Source organism: Aeromicrobium senzhongii (assembly GCF_014334735.1).
GTDB lineage: Bacteria > Actinomycetota > Actinomycetes > Propionibacteriales > Nocardioidaceae > Aeromicrobium > Aeromicrobium senzhongii.
The window spans coordinates 3,036,447-3,059,664 of sequence record NZ_CP060587.1 but is presented as its reverse complement, the minus strand read 5'-3'; the positions used below and the strand labels follow the sequence as shown (position 1 = coordinate 3,059,664).

The window sequence follows — 23,218 nt, the reverse complement described above, 5'->3', positions numbered from 1 at the left end:
CCTCACTGGTAGGTGATCAGCTGCGGCCGGGGCCGGACCTGCGCCCACGTCTGCGCGACGCTCAGCATCGGCTCGTCCTCGTCCACGAAGTTCTTCCAGCCCCAGCCGACACCCTCGGGCGCACCGGCTCGGATCGTGCGCCAGGTGCCGAACTTCGCGCCGGGACTGCCCTGTCCGTCGACGTGGATGACGGTCGCCAGCTCGGGGTGGTCGGTGCGCACCCGCTCGCGGTCGCGGATCATCTGCGTCTGGAACTGGTGCAGCACGAACACCTTCTGCGGCAGTGCGTGCTTGCGGGTCAGGGCCGCCAGCCACGCCGAGACGCGGTTCACCTCACCGACGCCGACGTGGCCGATCCGCTGCAGCGGCTTGTCCTTCGGGCCCAGCCTCCACTCCGGGTCCAGGGCCAGGCCGACGTGCGGGCGCCGCAGCAGCGACTCGTACTCGCGGGCCTGGGAGAGGAACGACGATCGCCCGGGCTGCAGGTCGAGGATGACCGCGACGCCGGCACGCTCGGCCGCGTCGACGAGCGGTTGCAGCTCGGCCACGCGGGTGCGGGCGGAGTAGTCGCCGCGCGGGCCCTTGGCGGCGCTGGCGACGGTCGTGATGATCTCGAAGGCGGGGACGAACGTGGCGTCCGGATCGACCTGCTCGTACCGGTCCACCAGGCGGCGGACCCGTGCGATCGACTCCTCGGCGCCCTGTTCGCCCAGCACGCCGAGGGCAGGGCCGGAGGGGTGTCCGTACATCGCCACGAGGTGCTTGCCGCGGGTCGCGAACCAGCCGCCGCCGACGGTCTGGGCGTCGGCGCGCACGACGCGCACGGCGTAGGGGGAGGCGCCGAGGGTCAGCAGGGGAGCGTCCGGCTCGCGCCGCAGCAGCTTCGCCGACGGCCCGTGGCGTCGCGGGTCGCGCGCGATCCGGGCCAGCTCGCCGCCGCCCAGCGTGACGAGGTCGAGCAGTTCCCTCGAGGGCTCGGTGGCGGTGGCGATCGTGACCGGCGTCGAGCGTTCGATCGGCTTCGCCGGGTCGCGTGCCTCGTCGTCGGCGTCGAGCACGCGCGCGCCGAGCCGCTCGGCCTCGGCCCGTCCGGCGTCCGTGTCCGGCAGCGCCGGGACGCCGAGGTCACGCGCGCGGTCGAGAGCGGCCGCCCGGTCCTGCTCGGTGACGAGCACGACGGCCGAGGCCGACTCCAACAGGAACCGGGACACGGCGGCGACGTCGTCAGCGCGCGCGGTGATCAGCCCGGAGGGTGTGGCCGCCTCCACCGATTCGGTGGACTCCACCTCGAGGCCATCGCGCTCGTTCCCGGAATCGCAGGCCGAGAGCAGGGTCGCCAGCAGGACTGCGGCGCCGAGGGCGACGAGGAATCTGCGGAACACATGCACATCAGCGACGGTACCCGTCTCGCCGGGAGGACCCCAGTCTGTGCGCCGCTCGTTATGCTCTGCGGGTGATGACACAGGCAGCCGACCAGCAGATCGACGGCCTCGCGGGCTTCATGGTGGACCTCATGGACCGGTTGGGCCTCTTCGGTGCCGCCCTGGCCGTGGGGATGGACAACCTCTTCCCCCCGATTCCCAGCGAGATCGTGCTGCCGATGGCCGGCCTGGCCGCCAGCCAGGGACGCTTCTCCCTGGCCGGTGCGCTGTTCGCCACGACCGCCGGATCGGTGATCGGCGCCTGCATCATGTACTGGCTCGGTCGGCTGTTCGGCCGCGACCGCACGGCGTTGGTGTTCGCGAAGGTGCCGCTGCTGAAGGTGCGCGACCTCGAGGTCACCGAGGAGTGGTTCGCCAAGCACGGCACCAAGGCCGTGTTCTTCGGCCGCATGGTGCCGATCTTCCGCAGCCTGATCTCGATCCCCGCCGGCGTCGAGCAGATGAACTTCACCGCGTTCCTCGGCCTGACCACGCTCGGCAGCCTGATCTGGAACTCGATCTTCGTCGGCGCCGGTTACACCCTCGGCGAGAACTGGCACGTCATCGAGCCCTGGGCCGACTGGTTCCAGCGGCTCGTCATCCTCGCCGTCGTCGTGGTCTGCGGCTGGTTCGTCGTCACCCGCGTGCGCGAGCTGCGCGATCCGCGGGAGCGCTGACAGGACCTCGCTCGGTCAGTCCCGCAGGGACGGAGGGATGCCCGCGTTCTGGGCGTCCGCGTCGAGGATGCGCTCCTGGAGGCGGCGCAGGTCCTCGTCGGTCCAGCCCGCCGGCTGCAGCACGGAGGCCCACCCCGCGACGTGCTCGCCGACGAAGTCGTGTCCGTGACCCGACGGCACGGCCATGCCGACCGCCATGTCGGCCGAGGTCTGCCAGAACGTGATGATCGGGTACCAGCGCATCGCAGCGGCGACGTCGGACCCGCGCGGCTCGGAGAGCCAGTCGGGCTTGTCCCAGATCAGGTCCGGACTCCACCACGTGATCGGGTCCGACGCGTGGACGAGGTAGAGCAGGTGCGGGCCGTCCCACGGGCGATCCGCCGGGATCACCGGGCTCCACGGGTCGTTCGTGAACCGCACGGTGCGCCCGTCGCGGAAGATCGGCTCGATCTCGCGACTGCCGGGGTCGCGCTGCTCGCGGAACTCGGTGAACAGCGAGTTGAACCCGGGAGGCCCGACGAACAGCCCGCCCGAGGTCCGGTTGCGCAGGTCGGCCTCGCCGCTGAAGGCGGTCTCGAGCGCGAACGACCCGAGGCTCTCGCCGAACAGGTAGAGCCTGGGCCGCGACGCGGCGGGGAGGGTCGACCAGCGCTCGTACACGGCGTCGAACAGGGCCCGGCCGGCATGGCGCGCGGCCTGCTGGTCGACCAGGAACGAGACCCACGAGGGCAGGTGCGAGTACTGCATCGAGACGATCGCCGAGTCGCCGTCGGTGAGGTACTCGAACGACTCCGAGGCGCTCGGCTCGATGAAGCCCGAGCCGGTCGTGCCGGCGACCAGCAGGTTGGCGCGCTCGAAGCCTCCGGCTCGCTCGAGGTCGTCGACCGCGAGCCGGGCTCGCTCCTCGACGTCCTCGGCGTGGGCCGTGCCCGCGTAGGCGCGGATGGGATCGAGAGCCACGCGGCCGGTGAATGCGGTGATGTCCTCGGCTCCGGGTCCGCGCGCGACGAACCGGCGACCCTGGCGCCCGAGATCGTCCCAGGCCAGGTCCGACTCCGGGCTGCCCGACCGCAGCGGGCTCGCGGGTGGGTCCAGGCGTGACGAGACCTGCTGGTCCCCGAGCGCGAAGGACGAGTCCACGGCGGCGATCACGTTGTCGTACACGAGGCCGCTGAGGGTGAAGAAGGTCAGCGTCGCCACCACGAGCACCGCCGTGGCGCGAGCGGCCTGCGCCCCGATCCGGCGGGCCAGCAGGTCGGAGAGCCTGCGGGCGGCGCGGCGCAGTCCACGTCCCGCCGCCAGCAGCAGGCAGAACACCACGACCGCCACGGCGGGCACCGAGACGAGCCGCCACGTGCTGGCGTCGCCCAGGCCCATGAGCTCGCGGATGCGGTCCTGCTGCCGGACGCTGACGACGTCGGCGACACCCAGCGCCACGACGCCGATGGCGACGGCCCATCGCCACTGCCCGGCGGTCGGACGGCGTGCCTCGCGGTCGGCGAAAGCGCGCCAGACCCACGCCAACGCGACGGCGAGGCCGTAGCCGATCGCCGCGGTGACGCCCGTGACGAGTCCCTGGAACAGGGCCGGTCGCGGCAGCAGGGACGGCGTCAGTGACAGCAGCGCGAAGACGAACGCCCCGACGAGTCCCGGGAACGTGGGACGGAACAACCCCCGGAGGGTGGCGACCATGGCTGGAAGTGTGGCAGGTCGAAGGGATCGCCGGAGCGCTGTAGCGTCGACCCATGCCGAACCAACTCTTCATTGCAGGTCAGTGGCGCGACGCCGAGGGTGGCGCGACGTTCGAGGTCGAGAACCCGGCGACGGGTGAGACGCTGGCGACGGTGGCCGACGCCTCCGTGGCCGACGGGAAGGCCGCGTTGGACGCGGCCGTGGCGGTGCAGGACGACTGGGCCCGCACGGCACCACGCGACCGGGGCGAGATCCTGCGGCGCGCCTTCGAAATCATCACCGAGCGCACCGACGAACTGGCCGAGCAGATGACCGCCGAGATGGGCAAGCCCATCAGCGAGTCCAAGACCGAGATCGCCTACGGCGCGGAGTTCTTCCGCTGGTTCGCCGAGGAGGCCGTGCGCATCTCCGGCCGCTACTCCGTCGCGCCCAACGGCGCCACGCGCCTGCTGACGCTGAAGCAGCCGGTCGGCCCCTGCCTGATGATCACGCCGTGGAACTTCCCGCTGGCCATGGGCACGCGCAAGATCGGCCCGGCCGTCGCCGCCGGCTGCACGATGGTGATCAAGCCGGCGTCGCTCACCCCGCTGACCATGCTCAGCCTGGGCGAGATCATGGCCGAGGCAGGCCTGCCCGAGGGCGTGCTGAACATCGTCACGACCACGAGCACCGGCCAGGTCATGGAGCCGCTGATCCGCGATCCTCGCCTGCGCAAGCTGACGTTCACCGGGTCGACCGAGGTCGGCCGCAGCCTGATCGAGCAGTCGGCCGAGCAGGTGCTGCGCGTCTCGATGGAGCTCGGCGGCAACGCCCCGTTCCTGGTCTTCGAGGACGCCGACCTGGACAAGGCCGTCGAGGGCGCGATGCTGGCCAAGATGCGCAACATCGGCGAGGCCTGCACGGCTGCCAACCGGTTCATCGTCCACGAGTCGCTGGCCGATGAGTTCGCCTCGCGCTTCGCCGCGAAGATGGCCGAGGCGCCGATCGGCCCGCTGGTCGAGGCGAAGCAGCGCGACAAGGTGGCCGAGCTGGTCGACGACGCCAAGGCGCAGGGCGCGAAGGTCCTGACCGGTGGCGAGGTGCCCGACGGCGCCGGTTACTTCTACCCGCCCACGGTCCTGACCAACGTCCCGCAGCAGGCGCGGATGTGGCAGGAGGAGATCTTCGGTCCCGTCGCACCCGTGTTCACCTTCCGTGACGACGACGAGGCCCTGCGCATGGCCAACGACACGGAGTTCGGGCTCGTCGCGTACGCCTTCACCGAGAGTTACTCGCGGGCGATCAAGGTCTACGAGGGACTCAACACCGGCATGGTGGGGATCAACCAGGGCGTCGTGTCGAACCCGTCCGCCCCGTTCGGCGGCATGAAGTCCTCGGGCTTCGGCCGCGAGGGTGGCGACGAGGGCATCGAGGAGTACCTCGAGACGAAGTACGTCGGACTGGCGCTCTGAGGCACCGGCCGGGTCTCAGCCCTGGGCCGAGTCCCGGTTCAGCCCTTCCTCGGTCATCCTCCGGACGAACGCCTCCGGTGGCTCGGCGGCGGCGGGTCGGTGGAAGGACACCAGCATGTCGAGGCCGAGGTCGTCGAGGGGGATCCGCGCCGGCACGCCCTCGAAGGTCGGATCGAGCATCGGCGCGATGAGGGTCCACGTGTCCAGCCGCGCCCACGGCACGTCCAGCCAGCCGCGCTCGGTGGCACGCGCCTCCATGCGCCGTGCGACGAGGAACATGACGTCGTCAGCGCGGCGGGGCGTCCGCGGGACCACGTCGATGCGCAGCATCTGCCGACCCTCCACCGCCGCGATCCGCAGCATCTCGAGGGCGGCCTTGCGGCCCAGCGTCTGGGTGGCCGGATCGTGCCCCTTGAGGGCGCCCGAGACGGCCGGGAACGATGAGCTCTCGACGGTCGAGCGCACGGGGCGCAGCATCACGACGCGGTCGCTCCCGCGCGCCAGTGGGTCGACGGGATGCACGGTGACGGCGGTGCGCAGCTCGCCGCCCTCGATCGGCAGGGTCACGGTGGACTCGTCCAGGAACGGCACGGACATCGCCAGGGCCGAGCTCACGTGGAGGCCCTGCTCGGCGGTGTGACCGGTGAGGCGCAGCAGGCTGGCGGCCGGGCCGTTCCAGTCCTGCAGCCGGCCGGCGCGGTCGATGACGAAGATGAAGACGCCGATCGAGTCCAGGAGGCGGCCCGCGCGCGAGGCCGAGCGCGACCACGCGGCGACATGGCCGGTGGTCCACGCCATCACCATCGCCATGGTGGCGACCGCCAGCGGAGTGAAGCCCGGAAAGAGGACCTGGGCCGTCAGCACCGACAGGGTCCCCACCTGGACGGCCATGACGACGTGACGCACGTGTGGCGAGGGGTCGTGCTGACGCGAGTTCAGGGTGAGGACGCCACCGCCGAAGAGCGCGAAGGAGTACGCCAGGTGCATGACGTAGACCGGGCTGGCGTAGTACGCATCACCGGTGGTGAGGCCCACCGAGGGGAGCATCCCGACGAAGCTCGCGGTGCCGAACGCGATCGCGACGGCCCAGAACCAACGCGGCATGTGCCAACGCCCTTGGACGAGGCGACGGGTCGCGACGTAGAACGCGGCCGCGGTGATCTGGACGAACACGACGTTGATCGCAACGGCGATGCTGGGCGTCGGGTCGATGGGCCCCCGGTCGGCGCGCACCAGGTTCCAACCCGCGATGGCCAGGAGCATGATCGTGACCGGCACCGAGACCGACGATCGGTGATGACGCACCGCCGCGATGGTCAGCACCATCAGTGCCGACGTCACCAGATAGACGGTGGTCATGGGGGTGATTCTGGCAGTCCGCGAGACGCGTGACCATGCCTATCTTTCGCCCCCCTGGAATCACAGGGATACATCGGCACGCAGGAAGCCCACGGGTCCCTCGCCGCGGCCGGACCCCGGTGCGGGACGCCGGCTGGCGAACTGCTCGCGGTACAGCCGGCCGTACAACCCGTCGGGGTCGTCGACCAGTTCCTCGTGGGTTCCGCGCTCGACGACGCGGCCGTCCACGAGGCCGAAGATGACGTCGGCGTTCTGGATGGTGCTGAGTCGGTGGGCGATGGCGAGGGTCGTGCGGCCGGTCGTGGCGCGCTCGAGTGCCTCCTGCACGAGGCGCTCGGTCTCGTTGTCGAGCGCGCTCGTGGCCTCGTCGAGGATGAGGATGCGCGGGTTCTTCAGCAGCACGCGGGCGATCGCGATGCGCTGCTTCTCGCCGCCGGAGAGCCGGTACCCGCGCTCACCGGTGACGGTCTCGTAGCCGTCGGGGAAGCTCATGATGCGGTCGTGGATGTTGGCGTCGGTGGCGGCCGCGACGATCTCGTCGGCCGTCGCACCGGGCTTGGCGTAGGCGATGTTCTCGCGGATCGTCCCGTGGAAGAGGTACGGCTCCTGGGTGACCATGCCGACGCAGTCGGCCAGCGAGGACAGCGTGATGTCGCGGACGTCGATCCCGTCGATCAGCACCTGCCCGCGCTGCACGTCGTAGAACCGCGGCACGAGGTAGGTCGCGGTGGTCTTGCCCGAGCCGGACGGCCCCACGATGGCCGCCAGCTGGCCGCCCTCGATCGTGAACGACAGCTCCGACAGCGCCCACGCGTCGGCGTCGGCCGTGGACGCCGCGTCGACCGGTCCGGTGGAGTCGCCGAACCGCTCCTTGGCGGTCTCGCCGGTCAGCACGCGCGGCTGGGGGTAGCGGAACCACACGTCGCGGAACTCGATCCGGCCCTGCAGGTCGGCGGGCGCGACCGTGCGCGCGCCGGGCCGGTCGACGATGGCCGGCTCGAGATCGAGGTACTCGAAGATGCGGCGGAACAGCGCCAGCGAGGTCTGGACGTCGAGCGAGACGCGCATGAGCTGCAGCAGCGGCATCTGCAGGCGGGCCTGCACGGTGGTGAACGCCACGAGCGTCCCGGCCGAGAGCGACTCGGCGCCGCCGGGCAGTCGGCCGCTGATGATGAACCCGGCCGCCAGGTAGATCAGCGCGGGCGTGATGGCGAAGAACGTCTGCACGGTCGCGAAGAACATCCGGCCGGTCATCGCCTGCTCGACCTGCAGCCGCGTCTGCTGGAGGTTGGCGTCGCGGTAGCGCTGGGCCTCGGACGTGCTGCGGTTGAACACCTTGGCCAGCAGGATGCCGGAGACGCTGAGCGACTCCTCGGTGATTGCCGTCATCTCCGACAGGCTCTCCTGGGTGCGCCGCGCCAACTGCTGGCGCCGGCGTCCGACCTTGAGCTGGAGCCAGATGAACAGCGGCATCAGCACGACGGTCAGGATCGTCAGCTCCCACGACAGGATCACCATCGAGATGAACGCCGCGGTGACGGTGACGGTGTTCTGCAGGATCGACGTGGCGGTGTCGGTGAGCACGGTGCGCACGCCCGCGACGTCGTTGGCCAGCCGGGACTGGATCGCGCCGGTCTTGGTCGTCGTGAAGAACGCCAGCTCCATCTTCTGCAGGTGCGCGAACAGCTCGCTGCGCAGATCGGCCATGGCCGAGTTGCCGATGGTGGACGTGAGCCAGTTCTGGGCGATGTTGAGCATCGACGCCAGGATCGGCAGGACGCACATGCCCGCGACGAGCCAGCCCAGCAGCCCCAGGTCGGGGCCGCCCGAGCCGAAGAGGGCGCGGTCGAAGACGGCCTGGGTGAGGAACGGGACGATCGAGGTGAGGATGGCCGACAGCACGACGATGACGGCGACCGACGCCATCTTGGCGCGGTAGGGCCGCAGCAGGATCGTGATGCGGCGAAGGACCGGGCCGTTGTTCGCGGCGAGCTCGGCGTCGCTCAGGTGAGTGACCGCGGGACCCGGTCGGGGCACTCTGGTCAGTCCCCGATCCGGTTCAGCTCGACGGTGCCGAGGTCGGCCGGGACGAGCTCGAGCGTGCCGTACCCGCTGCCGTCGGAGGCGCGCAGGAACGCCCAGACGAACAGGTCGCCACGGACCATCTCGTCGTCGAGGGTGACGCTGAACGGCGCGGGCACCTCGTCGGTCTCGAGGGCGGCGGCCGCGAGGACCTCGCCGGCGTCGTCGACCACCTTGACCGTGGCGATCGCGCCGGGCGGGATCTCGGAGACTTCACGCACGAGCAGGGAACCGGACACGGTGAGCAGGGGCATGCCGACCAGCCTAATCCCGGCCTCCGACGGTCGCCTCGACGGACGACGACGCCGCGGGGCCCCGTGAGGGACTCCGCGGCGTCGGATGCTGCGAGGGCTCAGCCGCAGAGCTCGTCGAGCTTCTCGCCCTTCTTCTGGATGTCGGTGGAGATGGTGCTCATCCGCTCCGACACCTCGGTCAGCTTGGCGGTGTCCTTGTCGGCCGCCTTGAGGTCCGCGAAGGCGGTCTCGAGCTTGTCGAACTCGGCCGACAGGTCGCCGACGGCGGTCTTGACCTTCTCGTTCTCGAGCTTCTTCTCGGTCTTGTCCAGAGCGTCGCCCATCGACGAGATCGACTTCGTGGCCTCGTCGGTGTCGCTGGGGTTGATCCCGTTGAGATCGCCCATCGCGTCCTTGACTTCCTTCTCGGCGACCTTGCAGGCGTCGGCGACGGACTGCTCGCCACCGCCACACGCGGTGAGGCCGAAGGACAGGGCCACGGCGGCGAGTGCGGCAGCGGGCTTGCGGTAGTTCATGGATTCCCCTCGTTGGACGGCGCCGCCCCGATGCGGACGCCGCGTTTCACCGGAATCGTGTCACGCCGAGAACGTTTCGGCATCGTGGACTCGCCCGAAACGCCGCAGGCGCAACGAGTTGGTGACCACGAACACCGAGCTGGCGGCCATGGCGAAGCCGGCGATCATCGGGCTGAGGAACCCCAGCGCCGCGAGCGGGATGGCCGCGACGTTGTAGGCGAAGGCCCAGAACAGGTTCCCCTTGATTGTGCGCAGGGTCGCGCGGGACAGGTCCACGGCGACGACCGCGGTGGCCAGGTCGCCGTGCACGAGCGTCAGGTCGCTGGCTGCGATCGCGACGTCCGTGCCGGTGCCCATCGCGATGCCCAGGTCGGCCCCGGCCAGTGCGGCGGCGTCGTTGACGCCGTCGCCCACCATCGCGACGACCCGGCCCCGGGCCTTGAGGTCGTTGACCACGTCGAGCTTGTCCTGCGGGGTGACCCCGGCGTGGACGCGGTCGATCCCGACCTCGGTCGCGACGGCCTGCGCCACGCGCTCGTTGTCGCCCGTGAGCAGGATCGGCTCGAGGCCCAGGCGGCGCAGGTCGGCCACGGCGGCCTTGGAGGTCTGCTTGACCTCGTCGGCCACGGTGATCGTGCCCAGCACGCGGTCGTCGCTCGAGACGGCGATGACCGTGCCGATGCGATCGGGCCGGTCGTCGGCCCCGATCCAGCCGGGGCGTCCGGCGCGCACGAGGTGCCCGTCGACGAGGCCCTCGACGCCCTGCCCCGCGTGGCTGCGGAACTCGGACACGGGCAGTGGAGTCGCCAGCGACGTGATCGCCCGCGCGACGGGGTGCTCGCTGGCGGACTCGACCGAGGCGGCCAGCCGGCGCAGCTCGTGCGGGTCGACGCCGTCGGCGGGATCGACGTGGGAGACCGTCATCGTGCCCGTCGTGACCGTGCCGGTCTTGTCGAGCACGATGGTGTCGACGGCGCGGGTCGACTCCAGGATCTGCGGGCCCTTGATCAGGATGCCCAGCTGCGCGCCGCGTCCGGTGCCCACCATGAGGGCGGTGGGCGTGGCCAGGCCGAGGGCACAGGGGCAGGCGATGATCAGGACGGCCACGGCCGCCTCGAACGCACCGATCCCGGGTGCGACCAGCAGCCACACCAGCAAGGTCACGGCCGCGATGGCGATGACGCCGGGGACGAACCAGGCCGAGATCCGGTCGGCGAGCCGCTGCACGTCGGCCTTGCCCTCCTGGGCCTCCTCGACGAGGCGGGCCATCTGGGCCAGCTGTGTGTGCTCACCGACCGCGGTGGCGCGCACGACGAGCCGGCCCGACTGGTTGACGGTGGCACCGGTGACCGTGTCGCCGACGGCGACGTCGACCGGGACGGACTCGCCGGTCAGCATCGACTCGTCGACGGCGGAGTCACCCTCGGTGACCACGCCGTCGGTGGCGATCTTCTCGCCGGGGCGTACGACGAACAGCTCCCCTTCGTGCAGCTCCTCGACGGGCACCTCGACCTCGGTCCCGTCGCGCAGGACGGTGACGCGCTTGGCGCCCAGGTCCATCAGAGTGCGCAGCGCGGCACTGGAGCGGCGCTTCGCACTGGCCTCCAGGTAGTGACCGGCGAGGATGAACGTCGTGACGGCGGCGGCCGTCTCGAAGTAGTAGTGACCGTGCTCGACGCCGTGGCCGGTCGCGCCCAGCCAGAGCTGGACGATCGACCACAGGTAGGCCGCGCCGACGCCCATGCTGACGAGCGTGTCCATCGTGGCCGCGCCGTGACGCAGGTTGAGCCACGCCGACCAGTGGAACGGGTAGGCCGCCCACAGCACGACGGGCGTGGTGAGCGCGAGGACGACCCACGGCCAGCCGCTGAACTGCAGGGCCGGGATCATCGAGATCGCCAGCACCGGCACGCTCAGGATCGCCGCGACGACGAGCCGCCGGCGCATGGACTCGGCCGAGTGCAGGCCGCCGTGGGCCGCGTGCTGGTCGTGTCCGGCGTGCGGGTCGTGCACGTGCGCGGTGTAACCGGTCTTCTCGACCGTCTCGACGAGCGTCTGGGGATCGACGTCGCCGTGGGCGTGCACCGTGGCCTTCTCGGTGGCGTAGTTGACCGTGGCCTCGACGCCGTCGAGCCGGTTCAGCTTCTTCTCGATCCGGGCCGCGCACGAGGCGCAGCTCATCCCGCCGATGGCCAGACGGTAGGTGGTGCCCGTGTCGGTGCCCGTCTCGGTGGTCATCAGATCAGCGGCAGGTCACGCGGGCCTGCCAACGCGTAGCCGGCCTCGTCGATGGCCTCGGCGACGGCGCTGTCGTCGAGCGGGGCCGCACTGGTGACGGTGACCGCGCCGGTGGCGACGTCGACCTGGACGTCCTCGACGCCGGGCAGGGTGGTGACCTCCTGTGTGACGGCGGCGGCGCAGTGGCCGCAGGTCATGCCGGTGACGGTGTAGGTGGTGGTGGTGCTCATGGCTGTCAGCTCCTCACCAGACGCGCGATCGCGTCCGACGCTTCCTTGATCTTCTGGTCGGCTTCGGGGCCGCCCTTGGCCGCGGCGTCCGCCACGCAGTGGGCGAGGTGCTCGTCGAGCAGCTTGAGGGCGACGGCCTCGAGGGCCTTGGTGGTCGCGCTGATCTGGGTCAGCACGTCGATGCAGTACGTGTCGGCCTCCACCATCCGGTTGATTCCGCGGACCTGGCCTTCGATCCGCGCCAACCGCTTCAGGACGGCCGCCTTGTCGTCCGCGTATCCGGGGTGCGAGTGGCTCATGCCTTCGACGATACCCCCTAGGGGTATGAAAACCCAGCCCTCCGGACCGGCGTCCTGCGCGCTGGCTAGAGTCCCGGCATGAGCGAGATTCCCGGACTGGACGGAGTGCTCGGTGTCGAGCACGTCGAGCTGACCCCCGACAAGGTGGTCGTGCGGTTCACCATCACCGACCGCCACCTGCAGCCCTTCGGCATCCCGCACGGCGGCATCTACTGCGCGGTGCACGAGTCGACCGCCAGCATGGCCGGCCAGATCTGGCTCGGCACGAAGGGCGTCGTGGTGGGCACCAACAACTCCACCGACTTCCTGCGCCAGGCGCGCAACGGCGACACGATCACCACCACGGCCACCCCGATCCACCGCGGCCGCACGCAGCAGCTGTGGCACCTGGACTCGGTCAACCAGGAGGGCAAGCTGATCGCGCAGGGCCAGGTGCGCCTGGCCAACCTCGACCAGGAGGTCCCGCCCGAGGCCGTGGCCGCCATGCAGGGCAACCTGACGGGCTGACAGGCCGCCATCTGGACGCGGCGGCCACCGCTGGCCCGAGCCGCTACCATGGGGTGGTCCGCGCGCGACTGGCGTTGAGGTGGTTACCACCAGGGAGCCGCGGCAGCACGACTTCGGGACCGTTCGCCTGGGCCCCGCGTCAGCCCGAATCACCGCTGACCCGGAGGCCCCACACGATGACGATGATGACCATGAATTTCGACGTGCACGCACCGTTCACCCAGCTCGACGACCAGGACGTCAAGGTCCTGCTCCTCGAGAACATCCACGCCGACGGCGTGGAGTTCCTGCGCAACAAGGGCTACCAGGTCGAGACGCGCTCGGCCGCCCTCGGCGAGGACGAGCTCATCGAGGCGATCAAGGGCGTGCACCTGCTCGGCATCCGCTCGACGACCTACATCACCGAGAAGGTCCTGCAGAACGCTCCGGACCTGTTGGCCATCGGCGCCTTCTGCATCGGCACGAACCAGATCGACCTGGCCGCCACGAAGCGTCACGGTGTCGCCGTCTTCAACGCGCCGTACTCGAACACGCGCAGCGTCGTCGAGCTGGCGATCGCCGAGATCATCTCGCTGGCGCGCCGCCTGCACGAGAAGTCCACGGCGATGCACAACGGTGTCTGGAACAAGTCGGCCGCCGGCAGCCACGAGGTCCGCGGCCGCACGCTCGGCATCATCGGCTACGGCAACATCGGCAGCCAGCTCTCGGTGATCGCCGAGGCGCTGGGCCTCTCGGTCGTCTTCTACGACATCGACGACAAGCTCGCGCTCGGCAACGCCAAGAAGTGCGCCACGATCGACGAGCTGCTCTCGATCTCCGACGTCGTCTCGCTGCACGTCGACGGGCGTCCCGGCAACGCCGGCCTGTTCGGTGACGAGCAGATGAAGGCGATGAAGCCTCGGTCGCTGTTCCTCAACCTGTCGCGGGGGATCGCGGTCGACACCACGGCGCTGCGCAAGCACCTCGAGTCGGGCCACATCGCCGGTGCCGCGCTCGACGTGTTCCCGGTCGAGCCGAAGGCCCAGGGAGACCCGTTCGAGAGCGAGCTGCGCGGCGTGCCGAACGTCATCCTCACGCCGCACGTCGGCGGCTCCACCGAGGAGGCGCAGCAGGACATCGGCCGCTTCGTCGCCTCGAAGCTGCGCGCCTACGCCAAGGCCGGGACGACGAACCTGTCGGTGACGTTCCCCGAGCTGAACCTGCCCAGCGACCCGGCCCGCCACCGGCTGGCCCACGTGCACCGCAACGCGCCGGGCGTCCTGGCCGCGATCAACACGATCCTGGGCGACCACGGCGTCAACATCGAGGGCCAGCAGTTGGCCACGCGTGGCGAGCTCGGCTACGTCGTCACCGACGTGTCGGCCGAGGTCGGCCCCGAGGTGCTCAAGGAGTTGGCCTCGCTGCCCGAGACGGTGCGGCTGCGTCAGCTGAGCTGAGCCGACGCAGCGTCTCGGCGACGCCGTCGTCGATCCGCACGTCGGCGAGTGCGTCGCCGCGGGTCGGCCCTCGGTTGACGATGACGACCTCCGTGCCGTTCTTGGCGGCGCGGCGGACGAATCGCAGCCCGCTCATGACCTGCAGCGACGAGCCCAGCACGACGAGCGGGGCGCCCTCGCTGCCGGCCCGGTCGACGAGGTCGAAGCAGTGGTGCACCTTGGGCTTGGGCACCGACTCGCCGAAGAAGACGACGTCGGGCTTGAGCCGTCCGCCGCACTGCGTGCACTCGGCCACCACGAAGTCCGACGTGTCCTCCAGCTCGACGTCGCCGTCGGGGGCGATCGTGACCTCCTGGTCGGTCCATCCCGGGTTCAGGGCGTCGAGGCGGGCCTGCAGCTCGTCGCGGGTCGTCATGTCGTGGCAGTCCAGGCACACGACGCGATCCAGTCGACCGTGCAGGTCGACGACCTCGCGCGAGCCGGCGCGCTCGTGCAGTCCGTCGACGTTCTGGGTGATGAGGCCGACGAGCCGGTCCTGGTGCTCGGCCAGGAAGCGGTGCGTGAAGTTGGGCTCGGCCGAGCGCATGCGGCTCCAGCCGAGGTGGGCGCGCGCCCAGTACCGCTGACGGTTGGCGGGCGAGGCGATGAAGTCCTGGTACGTCATCGGTTGCCGGGGCACGGAGTCCGGCCCGCGGTAGTCGGGGATGCCCGAGTCGGTGCTGACGCCGGCGCCGGTGAGGACGAGCCAGCGCCGGTCGAACCAGTCACTCATGGGCGAGTTCGGTCAACTTCTCCACAGTGTTGAGGTTACGTCCGGTGCCGTGACTGCCCAGGGTCTTGAGGATGAACGCCGGTGTCAGCTTGGTGTTCGCGACGCCCTCGGCGTAGCGGATGTGCAGGTCGCGTCCGATGACGGCGAGCGCGTCCGGAAGCCCTTTCGCGAGCAGCGCCTCGACCTGCTCGGGCGCGGGAGGTCGCAGCAGGAAGTAGACGTGGTTGGCCTTCGTCTCGGTGTCGATCTCGAACGGGTGGGCGGCGAGCGCCTCGCGCAGCTCCTCCGGCGATCGGCTGATCGCCTCACGGAAGAAGCCGAACCGTTCCTGGAGCGCCTGCTCCAGAGCCCGGTCGAACTCCTCGTGATCATCGACGTCGCACAGCAGGTTCCCCGACGCGATGAAGGTGGAGACGTCGCGCGCGCCCAACCGTTCCGCGACCTCACGCAGCTGCGCCATCGGCAGCCTCGCGCCGCCGACGTTCACCGCTCGCAACAACACGACGCGCTTCGTCATGCCCTCAGTCTCATCGGTGGAGGGGACAGTTTCCCAGGGTTCAGCGGGTTTTCCTTGAGGCCCGAAACGAGGGCCGACCTCACGGCGGGGCGCTTCCCCAGGCAAGTTGGCGCCTCCCCGGGGAAGCTTCCCTGGGGAGGCGCAGGTTTACCACGGGACCGTGGTAAACCGCCACCTACAGCCGAGCAGCCAGCTCGGTCGCCTGCTTGATGGCCCGCTTCGCGTCGAGCTCGGCGGCGACGTCGGCGCCGCCGATGACGTGGACCGAGACGCCGGCGGCCTCGAGCGGCTCGACGAGGTCGCGCACGGACTCCTGGCCGGTGCAGAGCACGATCGTGTCGGCCGCGATGACGCGCGACTCGGGGGAGTCGCCGTCGGCGCCGATGGTCACGTGCAGCCCGGCGTCGTCGATGCGGTCGTACCGGACACCGCCGACGAACTCGACGCCCGAGTCCTTGAGGGTCGTGCGGTGCACCCAGCCGGTGGTCTTGCCCAGGCCCTTGCCGAACGTCGTGGCCTTGCGCTGCAGCAGCGTGACCGCGCGTCGCGGCGGCGCCTTGACCTTCGTGGCCAGGCCGCCGCGCTCGACCTCGGGATCGGTGACGCCCCAGCGCTGCATCCAGTGCTCGAGGCTCTCGTCCGGATCGTGAAGCAGGTACTCGGAGATGTCGTAGCCGATGCCGCCGGCGCCCAGCACGGCCACGCGCTCACCGGCGGGGACCCGGTCGCGGATCAGCTGCTGGTAGGTCACGACCGAGGGATGGTCGATGCCCGGGATCGAGGGGACGCGCGGCTCGACGCCCGTCGCCAGCACGACCTCGTCGAAGGCGCTCAGATCCTCGACGGAGGCCGAGCGGTTCAGGTGCACCTTCACGCCGCGACGATCGAGCATCACCGAGTAGTACCGGACGGTCTCGGCGAAGTCCTCCTTGCCGGGGATCTGCATCGCCAGGCGGAACTGGCCACCGATCTCGGGCAGTGCCTCGAAGAGCTCGACCTCGTGGCCGCGCCCCGCCAGCTCGACGGCGGCGGCCAGCCCGGCCGGGCCGGCACCGACGACGGCGATCCGCTTCGAGGTGCGCGTCGGCAGCAGGATCAGCTCGGTCTCGTGACCGGCGCGCGGGTTCAGCATGCAGCTGGCGCGCTGGTTCTTGAACGTGTGGTCCAGGCACGCCTGGTTGCAGGCGATGCACGTGATGATCTCGTCGGAGCGGTTCTCGGCCGCCTTGTTGACGAAGTCGGGATCGGCCAGCAGCGGCCGCGCCATCGAGATCAGGTCGGCCTCGCCGCTGGCGAGGATCTGCTCGGCCAACTCGGGCGTGTTGATCCGGTTGGACGCGACCACCGGGACCGAGACCTCGGACTTGAGCTTGGCCGTGACCCAGGTGAACGCGCCGCGCGGCACGCTCGTGACGATGGTCGGGATGCGGGCCTCGTGCCAGCCGATGCCGGTGTTGAAGATCGTGACGCCCTCGGCCTCCAGCGCCTTCGCGAGGGTGACCGTCTCCTCCCAGGTCTGGGCGTTGTCGACGAGGTCGAGCAGGCTGATCCGGTACTGGACGATGAAGTCCTCGCCCACCAGCTCGCGGGTGCGCCGGACGATCTCGATGGGGAAGCGCATGCGCTTCTCGGCCGAGCCGCCCCACGCGTCGGTGCGGGTGTTCGTGCGCGCGGTGAGGAACTGGTTGATCAGATAGCCCTCGGAGCCCATGATCTCGACGCCGTCGTAGCCGGCGCGCTGGGCCAGCGCGGCGGACTTCGCGAAGTCGGTGACGGTGCGGTCGACCTCGCGCGTCGACATCGGCGAGACCTTGAACGGCGTGATCGGCGACTTGGTCGACGAGACGCCCTTCTTGAACGGCGAGTAGCCGTAGCGGCCCGCGTGCAGCACCTGCAGGGCGATCTTGCCGTCGTGCTCGTGCACGGCGTCGGTGACGAGGCGGTGCTTGTCGGCGTGGCGCTTGCGCGACATCTCCGAGCCGAACGGCAGCAGCCAGCCGCGCCAGCTGGGCGCGAACCCACCGGTGATCGACAGGGCGACGCCGCCCTTGGCGCGCTCGGCGAAGTAGGCGGCCAGCTTCGGGATGTCCTTGGCGTGGTCCTCCAGGCCGGTGTGCATCGAACCCATGACGACGCGGTTGCGCAGCGTCGTGAAGCCCAGGTCCAGGGGACTGAGCAGGTGCGGGTACTCGGTCACTGCTGGGCCTCCATGTACGCCACCGCGTCGGCCTGGATCTGCGGGAACTGGGCCGCCATCGCGTCCATCAGCGCCTTGGCGCCGGACATCGGCCGGACCATGACGGTGAACTCGCTGATCAGCCCGTCCTCGTTCGTCGTGATGAAGTCGCAGCCGTTGACGGTGACGCCGTCGACCGTCGCCTCGAAGACGAGTGCGCTGCGGTTGTCCTCCTCGATCGAGCTGACGTAGCGGAAGTCCTCGAACACCCGCGAGACGCCGTTGAGGATGGCCGTGGTGATCGCCTTGCCCGGGTAGGGCTTGAACGCGACGGGGCTGCGGAACACGACGTCGTCGGCCAGCAGGCTGTCGACGCCGACGAGCGATCCGGTGGCGATGCTGCTCTCGACGAGATCTCGGAAGGCCTTCATGGGCGGGTTCCCTTCGGATGGGAGAATGGAGGGGTGATCGGAAAGTTCGCTGCATGGCTGCTCATCGCGGCCGGAGTCTTTAACGTCGTCATCTGGCCGCGCTTCTTCAAGGCGATCGTCGACGACGACCGCGCCTGGGGCGGCGCCGAGAAGTGGCAGGATCCCCAGGGGTTCTTCTGGGTGCACCTGGTCCTGATCGTCACGGCCATGACGCTGGGCATCATCGTGCTGGTCATCGGGATCCGGGCCCTTCGAGGGCAGTGAGGATCTCGTCGCACCACTCGATGCCGCGGCGCTCGGTGTGGATGCCGCCGCGCAGCGCCAGCCAGGCGCCCAGGTCGGCGCCCTCGAGGGCCGAGGGGTCGGGGTAGAACCGGGCCTCGCTGGCCTCGTACTCGGTCAGTCGCGCGACGTGGTCGGCCCGGCGGACCCGCGTGTCGGCGATGATCGCGTCGCGGTCCCGGAACCCGCGCAGCTTGACGGCGAAGTCGCTGCGCACCGCCTCGCGGCCGCTGGGGCCGGCTGCCCAGCGATTCAGCTCGGCCTCGCCCGCGGGGGTGATGGCGTAGGTCTTCTTGTCGGGCCGCCCGTCCTGCTCCTGGACGGTGCTCGCGACCCAGCCGGCCTCCTGCATGCGGGCCAGCACGCGGTAGATCTGCTGGTGGCTGGCCGGCCAGAAGTGGCCGATCGACGCGTCGAAGCGCCGGGCCAGGTCGTAGCCGCTCGCGGCGCGCTCGGTCAGCGACACGAGGATCGCGTGGTCGAGGGCCATGGAGCGACAGTAGGGCCCGGGCCGGTCCATATGCAACGAAGTTCATAGATTGGTACGAGCGTCGGGCCGGAAATTGCGCGGAACTAGGATGCAGCCCATGAAGCGATCCCTGCTCGCCGTCCCCCTGGCGCTCATGTTCTCCGTCGCGGCCGCGTGCGCGCCCGCCGACGACTCCGACGACGCGAAGTCGTCCGAATCCACCACCTCCGCCTCGCAGTGCGCCGTCGACCAGCTGCCGCTGACGACGAAGGGCAAGCTCACCATCGGCACCGACGACCCGGCCTTCGAGCCCTGGTTCTCCGACAACGACCCGAGCAACGGCAAGGGCTTCGAGTCCGCCGTCGCGTACGCCGTCGCCGAGCAGATGGGCTTCGCCAAGGACGACGTCGTCTGGACCAAGGTTCCGTTCAACACCGCCTACCAGCCCGGCAAGAAGGGCTTCGACTTCGACATCAACCAGGTCTCGATCACCGAGGACCGCAAGAAGGCCGTCGACTTCAGCAAGCCGTACTACTCGGCCAACCAGGCCATCATCGTCATGGACGACTCGAAGTTCGCCGACGTCGACAGCCTCGACGACTTCAAGGCCGCCAGCCTCGGCGCCCAGATCGGCACCACCTCCCTCAAGGCCATCGAGAGCCTCGGGACGCAGGACGCCCCGCTGGTCTACGACGACACGACCAAGGCGGCGCTCGCGCTGACCAACGGCCAGGTCGACGGCATCGTGGCCGATCTGCCCACCGCGTTCTACCTCGTCGCGGCCGAGATCGAGGGCGCGAAGATCGCGGGCCAGTTCGAGTACGCGGGCGACGAGCCCGAGGAGTTCGGCCTGCTGCTGCAGAAGGACAGCGAGCTGACCTCCTGCGTCGACGCGGCCGTCACCGCCCTGACCGAGGACGGCACGTTCGCCGACCTCGAGCAGAAGTGGCTGTCGTCGTCGCAGGACGTTCCCGTCCTGAAGTGACCCGGTGACCTCACTCACGGGCCTGGCCGGCCCGACCGAACCGTCCACGCGCCAGCAGCAGCGCAACGCCTACCGGCGTCGGCGCACGCTGCGACGCGTGGCCGCGGGCACGATCTCGAGCATCGTCGTGCTCACCCTGGCCGCCTGGTTCATCACCCAGGCGCCGGGGTGGCCGCGCGTGCGCGAGGTCTACTTCAGTGCCGACCACGCCCGTGAGTCGTTCCCGGCGATCCTCGACGCCTTCTGGCTGAACGTCCGCCTCTTCCTGACGGTCGAGGTGCTCGTGCTGCCGCTGGCGCTGCTGGTGGCCGTCATCCGCGTCGTCCCGTCCGCGGCGATGGCGCCCTTCAAGTTCCTCGCCGCCGCGTACACCGACATCTTCCGCGGCATCCCGACGATCCTGGTCGTCATGCTGGTGGGCTTCGGCTTCCCGGCGCTGGGCATGGCGGGCGTCCCCACGAGCCTGTTCTGGCTGGGCGTCATCTCGCTGACCCTCAGCTACGGCGCGTACGTCGCCGAGGTGCTGCGTGCCGGCATCCTCTCGATCCACCCGACCCAGTGGGCCGCGGGCCGGGCGCTGGGCCTGGGTTACGGCCAGACGCTGGTCCGCGTGATCCTGCCGCAGGCAGTCCGCAACGTGACGCCGCCGCTGATGAACGACTTCGTGTCGTTGCAGAAGGACACGGCGTTGGTGTCGGTCATCGGCCTCGTCGAGGCGCTGCGCGCCGCGCAGGTCTACCAGGCCACCACGTTCAACGTGACCTCGATGTGCGTCGCCGCGGTGTTCTTCATCGTCGTGACGATCCCGCTGGCGCGGTTCACCGACTGGTTGACGATCCGGTCCATGCGCCGGCAGGGAGGCCGCTGATGTTGCGCATCGAAGGAGTCCGCAAGTCGTTCGGTGACCACGTGGTGCTGGACGGCATCGACCTGAACGTGCAGCGCGGCGAGGTCGTCTGCCTGATCGGCGCGTCCGGGTCGGGCAAGTCCACCCTGTTGCGCTGCATCGATCTGCTCGAGCTGACCGATGACGGCGACATCCACCTCGGTGACCTCGAGCTGACCGACCCGGCGATCGACGAGAACGCGGCCCGCGCCCGGATCGCGTTCGTGTTCCAGGCGTTCAACCTGTTCCCGCACCTGTCGGTGATGCAGAACCTGACGATCGGCCCGCGCCGGGTGAAGGGCGCCTCGAAGGCGCAGGCCCAGAGCCGGGCGCTCGAGCTGCTCGAACGGGTCGGCCTGGAGTCCAAGGCGCACGCCTACCCCGACTCGCTGTCGGGTGGACAGCAGCAGCGCGTGGCGCTGGTGCGCGCCGTCGCGATGGACCCGGAGCTGCTGCTGCTCGACGAGGTCACGTCCGCGCTCGATCCGCTGCTCGTGGCCGAGGTGCTCGACGTGGTGCGCGAGCTCAAGAACGAGGGCCGGACGATCGTCATGGCCACCCACGAGATGAGCTTCGCGCGCGAGTGCGCCGACCGGATCGTGTTCCTGGCCGACGGTCGCATCGTCGAGTCGGGTCCGCCCGAGCAGCTCTTCACCGCAACGCGCGATCCGCGCACCCGGGCGTTCCTCGAGCGGCACCTGGCCTAGGCGGGGCTGGGCAGGACGCGGTCGGCGTAGCCGTCCTCCCACAACGTGTGGTGGACGACGCGGTCGACGCCGCCCTCGCTCTGGGCCAGGGCGCCGAACTCGCGGACGCCGGCCTCGATCTCGTCCATCCACAGGGGCACGCGGTCCCAGAAGGAGGCGGCGGCCTCGTCGAACGCCCGGCGGGCGCGCGAGCGGAAGAACCACAGCAGCGGCCGGCCGAGACCCCTGGCCCGCACGGTGGCACCGGCCTTCACGTCCCAGGCGCGCGCCGAGGTCTTGAGGTCGACCGAGCCGTCGCCGCGGAAGCGGTTGAACCGCCCGCTCGCCTCCGCCAGGGTGGTCCTGCCGCGTTGCTCGAGCGTGGCGAGGTCGATGCTCGCGGTGCCCGTCGCGATCCCGCCGAACAGCCGTGCGAGGCACCCGGGGGCTCCCTCGGCGGCGATCATCGCGGTCGCGTCGTGACGACCGGTGACGCCCACGCGAGGCAGCTTCCCGTGCACCACGTCCACCTCCAGCGACCAGACCCCCGCGGGGTCGGCGACCGAGAACGCGAGGTGGCGTGAGTCGTCGGCGATGAGCGTGACGGACGTCGTCGACTCGGTCGTGCCGGTCTGCACGCTGATGGCGCCGATCCGGGCGGCGTAGGTCTCCCAGTCGATGTCCGCGTTGATGTCCTTCCCGTCCAACATCTCGGCGTTGAGGACGCGCAGCTTCTCGGGGTCCGTCTCGAGCACCGGGGTCCGCGTGATCAGCTCGTACCGCGCCCCGGGCGTCCGGTGTCGTCCGTCGGCCAGGACGAGGTCGCGGAACGGCTCACCCGTGAGCGGGTTCATGACGGCGCCGTCGCGCCCGAACGTGAGCCCGGCCCACTCGTCGCGCAGGGTGTTGACCACGGTGGACACGAGGGTCAGGTCGATCCGGCGGACCGTCCCGGACGTGGAGAAGCGCATACCCGACCTTAAGCGGGGTCGGGCGCGATCAGGCGACGAACGCGTCGTCCTGCGCCACGGTCAGGTCGGCGCGCTCGGCCGTGCGCAGGATCGCGGCGACGACCTGCTCGGGATCGTCGCCCATGGGCACGTGGCCGCAGTCCTTCAGGGTCACGAACTCGGCGCGCTTCATCCGCTTGGCGGCCAGCTTCGCCTGCGACTTGTGCAGGATCTTGTCCTTGTCGCCCCACGCGATCGTGAGCGGCACCCGGGCCGACCCGCGGAACGACTCGGGCGAGGTGAAGCCCAGCGGGATGCAGCGGAAGAAGTAGGGCCAGAAGCCCGACCCCTTCTTCATCGCCAGCGAGTCGCCGTAGGCGCGCTCGGGGGCGTAGCGGCCGGGCCGGTGGTAGAGCGACCAGCCGATGAAGAACCGGCCGAAGGTGGTCTTCGAGACCAGGCGCAGGATCGGCTTCGGCAGGTACGAGCCGATCTTGAGCGGGATCAGGGTGACACCGGCCTGCAGCAGGCTCCACGGGCGGAAGTAGCCGGCCGGGGCCAGGCAGGTGGCGGAGCGGGCGTGCCCGTTCTGGGCCAGCGAGATCGCCAGCAGGCCGCCGAGGGAGTTGCCGACGACGTGCGGGTTCTCGATGCCCCACTTCTGGAAGTTCTCCACGATGGCGGCGGTGACGTTCTCGGCCGAGTAGCCCGTGCCCTTCGGCAGTGGCGGCGAGTCGCCCAGCCCCGGCAGGTCCGCCGCGATGACGTCGTAGGACTCCGCGAGGTCGTCGAAGATCGGCTCGAAGGCCGCGCGGCGGTGTCCGATGCCGTGCAGCAGGACGAGCGGCTCACCCTGTCCTCGTCGCGTGTACGCCAGTTCGCTCAGCATGGGACTCCCGTTCT

The 23,218-nt window shown here is 70.2% G+C and carries 24 protein-coding genes and 1 riboswitch; of the genes, 8 read left to right on the top strand and 16 right to left on the bottom strand.

The genetic code is table 11. The annotated features are described in order from the left end of the window. Positions 1 to 2 precede the first annotated feature (2 nt). Entirely contained in the window at positions 3 to 1,382 is a 1,380-nt protein-coding gene (locus H9L21_RS14935) for an apurinic/apyrimidinic endonuclease family protein (protein ID WP_154597340.1), read from the bottom strand. Between the two features lie 74 nt (positions 1,383 to 1,456). On the opposite strand from H9L21_RS14935, the gene H9L21_RS14930 reads away from it, so the two are divergent. Further along, positions 1,457 to 2,098, top strand: a complete 642-nt coding sequence (locus H9L21_RS14930) for a DedA family protein (RefSeq protein WP_154597547.1) — start codon at positions 1,457 to 1,459, stop codon at positions 2,096 to 2,098. Between the two features lie 15 nt (positions 2,099 to 2,113). Here the strand turns inward: H9L21_RS14930 and H9L21_RS14925 are convergent, their stop codons facing one another. Beyond that, complete coding sequence (locus tag H9L21_RS14925; protein WP_154597341.1) at positions 2,114 to 3,790, bottom strand: alpha/beta hydrolase; 1,677 nt, start codon at positions 3,788 to 3,790, stop codon at positions 2,114 to 2,116. A gap of 53 nt (positions 3,791 to 3,843) precedes the next feature. On the opposite strand from H9L21_RS14925, the gene H9L21_RS14920 reads away from it, so the two are divergent. Continuing rightward, the gene (locus tag H9L21_RS14920; protein ID WP_154597342.1) at positions 3,844 to 5,241 is read left to right on the top strand and encodes an NAD-dependent succinate-semialdehyde dehydrogenase; all 1,398 of its coding nucleotides are present in this window, start codon (positions 3,844 to 3,846) and stop codon (positions 5,239 to 5,241) included. Between the two features lie 15 nt (positions 5,242 to 5,256). On the opposite strand, the gene H9L21_RS14915 is transcribed toward H9L21_RS14920, so the two are convergent. The 7 genes from H9L21_RS14915 to H9L21_RS14885 all read right to left on the bottom strand — a co-directional run bounded on the left by H9L21_RS14915 (position 5,257) and on the right by H9L21_RS14885 (position 12,218). Continuing rightward, on the bottom strand, positions 5,257 to 6,600 hold the full coding sequence (locus H9L21_RS14915) for a hypothetical protein (RefSeq protein WP_154597343.1): 1,344 nt from the start codon (positions 6,598 to 6,600) through the stop codon (positions 5,257 to 5,259). Positions 6,601 to 6,660: 60 nt separating this feature from the next. Next, entirely contained in the window at positions 6,661 to 8,637 is a 1,977-nt protein-coding gene (locus H9L21_RS14910; RefSeq protein WP_222865800.1) for an ABC transporter ATP-binding protein, read from the bottom strand. Positions 8,638 to 8,642: 5 nt separating this feature from the next. Further along, positions 8,643 to 8,936 carry a YbaY family lipoprotein gene (locus H9L21_RS14905; RefSeq protein ID WP_154597344.1) on the bottom strand — a complete coding sequence of 98 codons (294 nt, stop codon included), beginning with the start codon at positions 8,934 to 8,936 and terminating at the stop codon, positions 8,643 to 8,645. 98 nt (positions 8,937 to 9,034) lie between these two features. Continuing rightward, positions 9,035 to 9,451 carry a hypothetical protein gene (locus H9L21_RS14900; protein WP_154597345.1) on the bottom strand — a complete coding sequence of 139 codons (417 nt, stop codon included), beginning with the start codon at positions 9,449 to 9,451 and terminating at the stop codon, positions 9,035 to 9,037. Between the two features lie 60 nt (positions 9,452 to 9,511). Then, a complete protein-coding gene (locus tag H9L21_RS14895; protein ID WP_154597346.1) occupies positions 9,512 to 11,689 on the bottom strand; it encodes a heavy metal translocating P-type ATPase in 2,178 nt (725 codons plus the stop codon). Next, positions 11,689 to 11,919 (bottom strand): heavy-metal-associated domain-containing protein, encoded by a 231-nt coding sequence (locus tag H9L21_RS14890; protein ID WP_154597347.1) that lies wholly within the window; start codon positions 11,917 to 11,919, stop codon positions 11,689 to 11,691. Before H9L21_RS14890 ends, H9L21_RS14895 begins: the two co-directional genes overlap by 1 nt. A 5-nt stretch (positions 11,920 to 11,924) precedes the next feature. Then, positions 11,925 to 12,218, bottom strand: a complete 294-nt coding sequence (locus H9L21_RS14885) for a metal-sensitive transcriptional regulator (protein WP_154597348.1) — start codon at positions 12,216 to 12,218, stop codon at positions 11,925 to 11,927. Between the two features lie 78 nt (positions 12,219 to 12,296). On the opposite strand from H9L21_RS14885, the gene H9L21_RS14880 reads away from it, so the two are divergent. Both H9L21_RS14880 and serA read left to right on the top strand, forming a co-directional pair. Next, complete coding sequence (locus H9L21_RS14880; RefSeq protein ID WP_154597349.1) at positions 12,297 to 12,725, top strand: PaaI family thioesterase; 429 nt, start codon at positions 12,297 to 12,299, stop codon at positions 12,723 to 12,725. 54 nt (positions 12,726 to 12,779) lie between these two features. After that, a riboswitch (ZMP/ZTP riboswitch) is annotated at positions 12,780 to 12,865 on the top strand. Between the two features lie 51 nt (positions 12,866 to 12,916). After that, positions 12,917 to 14,161: a phosphoglycerate dehydrogenase gene (gene serA / locus H9L21_RS14875; RefSeq protein ID WP_222865799.1), complete on the top strand. Its 1,245-nt coding sequence runs from the start codon at positions 12,917 to 12,919 to the stop codon at positions 14,159 to 14,161. Here the strand turns inward: serA and H9L21_RS14870 are convergent. From H9L21_RS14870 to H9L21_RS14855, 4 genes are all read right to left on the bottom strand, one after another. Beyond that, positions 14,109 to 14,933, bottom strand: coding sequence for a Sir2 family NAD-dependent protein deacetylase (locus H9L21_RS14870; RefSeq protein ID WP_154597351.1), 825 nt, complete (start codon positions 14,931 to 14,933; stop codon positions 14,109 to 14,111). The two genes, serA and H9L21_RS14870, sit on opposite strands and share 53 nt — an antisense overlap. Continuing rightward, positions 14,926 to 15,450, bottom strand: coding sequence for a DUF1697 domain-containing protein (locus tag H9L21_RS14865; RefSeq protein ID WP_154597352.1), 525 nt, complete (start codon positions 15,448 to 15,450; stop codon positions 14,926 to 14,928). Before H9L21_RS14865 ends, H9L21_RS14870 begins: the two co-directional genes overlap by 8 nt. Positions 15,451 to 15,625: 175 nt before the next feature. Continuing rightward, positions 15,626 to 17,647: an NADPH-dependent 2,4-dienoyl-CoA reductase gene (locus H9L21_RS14860; protein WP_187411613.1), complete on the bottom strand. Its 2,022-nt coding sequence runs from the start codon at positions 17,645 to 17,647 to the stop codon at positions 15,626 to 15,628. Next, positions 17,644 to 18,057, bottom strand: a complete 414-nt coding sequence (locus tag H9L21_RS14855) for a nuclear transport factor 2 family protein (RefSeq protein ID WP_154597353.1) — start codon at positions 18,055 to 18,057, stop codon at positions 17,644 to 17,646. Before H9L21_RS14855 ends, H9L21_RS14860 begins: the two co-directional genes overlap by 4 nt. A gap of 33 nt (positions 18,058 to 18,090) precedes the next feature. Between H9L21_RS14855 and H9L21_RS14850 the strand changes: the two genes are divergently transcribed. Next, complete coding sequence (locus H9L21_RS14850) at positions 18,091 to 18,321, top strand: SCO4848 family membrane protein (RefSeq protein ID WP_195849060.1); 231 nt, start codon at positions 18,091 to 18,093, stop codon at positions 18,319 to 18,321. On the opposite strand, the gene H9L21_RS14845 is transcribed toward H9L21_RS14850, so the two are convergent. After that, complete coding sequence (locus H9L21_RS14845; protein WP_154597354.1) at positions 18,290 to 18,829, bottom strand: PadR family transcriptional regulator; 540 nt, start codon at positions 18,827 to 18,829, stop codon at positions 18,290 to 18,292. The genes H9L21_RS14850 and H9L21_RS14845 overlap by 32 nt on opposite strands. A gap of 97 nt (positions 18,830 to 18,926) precedes the next feature. Here H9L21_RS14845 and H9L21_RS14840 point away from each other — a divergent pair, with 97 nt between their 5' ends. The 3 genes from H9L21_RS14840 to H9L21_RS14830 are packed head-to-tail and all read left to right on the top strand — an operon-like array spanning position 18,927 to position 21,386. Further along, the gene (locus H9L21_RS14840) at positions 18,927 to 19,793 is read left to right on the top strand and encodes an ABC transporter substrate-binding protein (RefSeq protein WP_230081694.1); all 867 of its coding nucleotides are present in this window, start codon (positions 18,927 to 18,929) and stop codon (positions 19,791 to 19,793) included. Between the two features lie 4 nt (positions 19,794 to 19,797). Further along, on the top strand, positions 19,798 to 20,661 hold the full coding sequence (locus H9L21_RS14835; protein ID WP_255467086.1) for an amino acid ABC transporter permease: 864 nt from the start codon (positions 19,798 to 19,800) through the stop codon (positions 20,659 to 20,661). Continuing rightward, entirely contained in the window at positions 20,661 to 21,386 is a 726-nt protein-coding gene (locus H9L21_RS14830; protein ID WP_154597356.1) for an amino acid ABC transporter ATP-binding protein, read from the top strand. Before H9L21_RS14835 ends, H9L21_RS14830 begins: the two co-directional genes overlap by 1 nt. On the opposite strand, the gene H9L21_RS14825 is transcribed toward H9L21_RS14830, so the two are convergent. Both H9L21_RS14825 and H9L21_RS14820 read right to left on the bottom strand, forming a co-directional pair. Beyond that, entirely contained in the window at positions 21,383 to 22,336 is a 954-nt protein-coding gene (locus H9L21_RS14825) for a hypothetical protein (protein WP_154597357.1), read from the bottom strand. The two genes, H9L21_RS14830 and H9L21_RS14825, sit on opposite strands and share 4 nt — an antisense overlap. Before the next feature lie 28 nt (positions 22,337 to 22,364). Then, positions 22,365 to 23,204: an alpha/beta fold hydrolase gene (locus H9L21_RS14820; RefSeq protein ID WP_154597358.1), complete on the bottom strand. Its 840-nt coding sequence runs from the start codon at positions 23,202 to 23,204 to the stop codon at positions 22,365 to 22,367. Between the last annotated feature and the right edge of the window lie 14 nt (positions 23,205 to 23,218).